Source organism: Microcoleus sp., from assembly GCF_049646505.1.
Classification (GTDB): domain Bacteria; phylum Cyanobacteriota; class Cyanobacteriia; order Cyanobacteriales; family Microcoleaceae; genus Microcoleus.
On sequence record NZ_JBARVX010000059.1, the window covers coordinates 1 to 3,489 of the forward strand.

4 protein-coding genes are annotated in these 3,489 nt (G+C 46.3%); 1 reads left to right on the forward strand and 3 read right to left on the reverse strand.

What is annotated here, in order from left to right:
* Window positions 1-54 precede the first annotated feature (54 nt).
* Window positions 55-678 carry a precorrin-8X methylmutase gene (locus tag WBA89_RS03090; protein ID WP_424403987.1) on the forward strand — a complete coding sequence of 208 codons (624 nt, stop codon included), beginning with the start codon at window positions 55-57 and terminating at the stop codon, window positions 676-678.
* A 248-nt stretch (window positions 679-926) separates the two neighbouring features.
* On the opposite strand, the gene WBA89_RS03095 is transcribed toward WBA89_RS03090, so the two are convergent.
* The 3 genes from WBA89_RS03095 to WBA89_RS03105 form a co-directional block, all read right to left on the reverse strand.
* Window positions 927-2,462, reverse strand: a complete 1,536-nt coding sequence (locus WBA89_RS03095; RefSeq protein ID WP_424403981.1) for a hypothetical protein — start codon at window positions 2,460-2,462, stop codon at window positions 927-929.
* On the reverse strand, window positions 2,449-2,805 hold the full coding sequence (locus WBA89_RS03100) for a hypothetical protein (protein WP_424403983.1): 357 nt from the start codon (window positions 2,803-2,805) through the stop codon (window positions 2,449-2,451). Before WBA89_RS03100 ends, WBA89_RS03095 begins: the two co-directional genes overlap by 14 nt.
* Window positions 2,806-2,926: 121 nt before the next feature.
* A partial coding sequence (locus WBA89_RS03105; RefSeq protein ID WP_424403985.1) for a CHAT domain-containing protein occupies window positions 2,927-3,489 on the reverse strand: 563 nt, incomplete at its 5' end.

Genomic DNA, 3,489 nt, shown 5'->3' on the forward strand with positions numbered 1-3,489 from the left:
CAAAAAGCTGGTAAGCTGATACTTGATAATTCACAGGCGACAGCTATCCAACAAATGGAATGGCACGTAAGCGATGCCCAGAGTCTGGGATTAATCGATAGCGAAATTGGCGACCACGGTTTTTCAGCGGCGGAGTACGAAATAGTCCGGCGCGTGATCTATGCGACTGCTGATTTTGAGTACAAGTCTTTAATTAGTTTTTCCGATCAGGCTTTGCAAGCTGGGGCGGCAGCTTTGGCTGCTCGAACTACGATCGTAGTAGACGTACCGATGGTTCAGGTGGGCATTACCCCACAAATTCAAAGTACCTTTGCTAATCCGGTTTATTGTTCGATGGAGGCTTTGACGCGCCCTCAAAAGGAAAAGACGCGGGCGGCTTGGGGGATTGAAACTTTGGCTAAACGCTATCCTGAAGGGATTTTTGTCGTCGGCCAGGCTCAAACTGCTTTGTCGGCCCTCGTCGATTTGATTGAGACTGAGGAAATTCGACCGGCTTTGGTGATTGGGACTCCTTCTGGGTTTGTGGGAGTGGATGTGGCGAAGTCGCGACTGAACGATTCGATGGTTCCTCACATTCGGATTGAGGGGCGCAAGGGATCGGCGGTGGTGGCTGTGGCGATTGTTAACGGGTTGGTGGATTTGGCTTGGCAAGCCTACGGCCAAGAGGGGAACAGTTGATCGAGCAGTCCTCAGTCATTAGTCCTCAGTCATGATTGTGGGAGCGATCGCACCTCACAGTAGCGTCAGAGTAATACCAATTTCATAAAGTAGCGCTAGATATTACCCCCCCAACCCCCCCTTATTTCGGGGGGGAGTGGGGGGGGTAGTAGCACATCTTTAAAAAAATGGTATAAGGTGCGTCGCCCCCTACAATCTGCAAGGATCGATCGCGCATCTGAGGCGCACCCGACAAACCCTACACCAACCTATGAAGGTGGCAACTGCTGCTTGATTTTAGCTAGTAGATGCTTGAATTTGACACCAAACGTCAAGACAAACCAGACTGCACCACCGGCACCCAAACTAATCAACAGTACCAAAACAAAAGGATGAATTTCTACATTCGTTAGTAACGGCCAGTAAAATTTGCGATCGGGCGCGTCTTGTTTGATCAGATAAGGAGCGCCGCCAGCCACTACTCCCGCCACTCCCAAACCAAAGCCCACTGCTTGAATCGTGACTTCTAATTTCGCGTCGCGATAAGCTTCTTCGATCGCCACAACGCCTCGAATTGCTTCCATTGCTTTGTCTAGCAAGCCCGTACCGTGTTTGAAATAAGCTAAATCTGCCTGAATCTGCCTTTGAAACCGCGGGCAGTTTTGCGTACTGAATGCTGCGAGGAAACTTAAATCGGCATCACTATCATTATACTTTTTACTCGATTTGATGTCAAGACTTATTTCATTTAATTTATCTGTGTAATTTTGGGCATTAATGGCGATCGTATTTTCGCGAAACTGCAAATCAATCAGCAACCGCGCATAGTTCACAGCCCGCGGCGGCAACTCTATCATCTGATTGGCCAGATATTCCAATTCATCCTCATTTAAACCCGCACCTTTCGATTGTCGTTGCCGAGCCCTATCCCGCTGCAAATACTTAAAAGTCTTGTCAATATCCAATTCAATTTGCTTGTACTCCTCGCGAATCACCAGGTAAAGCTTGCGGCAGTCGCGATAAGCCCGAAGAATCTTATTGCGGTACAAAAACAAATCCATAAAATCATTATAGCGCGTCTCATCCCAGATATCATCGGTTGTCGGGCTGTTAAAAAACCAGATAATAACGTGACAGTAATTATCGGGCTGATTAATATCTCCATACTCCAAAATTGGACTGCCGAATAACTCGCCTTGACGACAGAAATCCGGGCGACTGTCACCAGAAATCAAGTTTTCCAGACACTGTTTCCCCAAACCTTTGAGAAACTGCGAATCATCCCACGCAGTTTGATTTTTTTCCACACTCAGCCAAGCCGTAATCAGCAGAGTTTGCCCGAAATAACTCTGCACAAAATCCGGCAGCAAGCAGTTACCGGGATTAAACTGCTGGAAGATGCTAACATCGACAGCAGGTGTGTTATTGCCTCGATCTTTTTCGGGAACACGAACTTGCAAACCCAAGGCATAACTGTCATCAATTCGCATCGGTAGCGCCCAACCCTTGACAGGAATTGGCTGATTGTCAACCGAAATCTCCTTACCAAAATCCAGAGAATTGCGACCGTTAACTTTTGTTTTATCGATCAGGTTAACACGCCCGCCGACAGGTTCATCTTTTTTGTGCAAATAGCTGTCATTAAATTTGTTACTGACAGCTAGTTTAGCTTGCAAAATCTCATCGCATTTCTGCCACAAACTGCCGAATTCCACAGGAGAATTCGACTCTGACTCTAGGGGGTTGCAGAGGTGGAAGGCAAACAGATAAACGTTGGGGGCATAGATTTTGTTACTTGGAGTCATTGCTGGTATCTGATTGATTTTCTGCGGCGGCTTGAAGTTTTTTGTAACTCTCTTCAATGCTGGTACGCAGAGTTTGAGTAATATTGGTTAGCGGCTGCATTGTCGTTGGAGTAGGTTCGCCCACATCTTCGATTTCTTTCCGCGTACCATCTCTTAATATTTTTCCCAAATCGTGTTTTATACACCAAGTTTTGATTGTTTCGGCAATGGCTGATTCATTATCTGCTAACTTTAGTATGTCTGTGTTTAATTGAGGTAAATCTTGCCATGCTGTCGGCTGAAAAACTTTCGGTTCTTTGTTCAGCAAGTAGATAAAACTGGCTATATCTTTGTGAACAGTCATATAACAATTCTCCGTTAATCAAGGTTTGTAGGCAAGGGTGAAGAAACCGGGTTTTTTCCGGGATTTCAGGCTATCAACGAGTATTTTGGTAAAAACCCGGTTTCTGCCTGAATGCCGAGCCCTAGTATCCAGTAGCACAAAATGCTGCCCAATATTCGGGGTCTTTAAATGGTGGTTTATCCTTTGAGGAATAGCTTAACCACTCTTGGACTGTTTCCATACATTTTTCATCTAATTTTAACAATCCTACCCAAACTTCAAAACCCTCGCGACTCACCCCGCGCATCCAGTTTTGCGCCGAATTCAAAGCAATCGCTACTGAATCAGCATCGGGCAATTCTTGATAAAACTTTATCATCAAAATTGCCGTGGCAAAATCATCGACAGCCCACAGACTGCTGACAACATTCATGCTACCGGCATACAAGAAAGCGCTGGGTAAACCAATGTATTCATCAGTCATGGCGGTTGAAGTGGTTAACCCGGTTTCGCAGGCGGAAAGTGTGACGAGACTGCACTTTGGTAACTGCAATTCGCCAAAGATGTCGCGCAGGTTGAGACATTTTTCGGGGTGGGCTTTTCTGGTGTTGCGTAGGGTGATGTAGCGCCTTGTTTTTAGCCCCTCGTCTTCAATCCCCCCCTGAGCCAGAGAATTTTCTTCTCTTAGCCCGCCCTGAGCAAGGG

Excerpts from the sequence above, each read along its gene's own strand:
- WBA89_RS03090 (WP_424403987.1), top strand. The coding sequence starts at position 55 with ATGGAATGGCACGTAAGCGATGCCCAGAGTCTGGGATTAATCGATAGC.
- WBA89_RS03095 (WP_424403981.1), bottom strand. The coding sequence starts at position 2,462 with ATGACTCCAAGTAACAAAATCTATGCCCCCAACGTTTATCTGTTTGCC.
- WBA89_RS03100 (WP_424403983.1), bottom strand. The coding sequence starts at position 2,805 with ATGACTGTTCACAAAGATATAGCCAGTTTTATCTACTTGCTGAACAAA.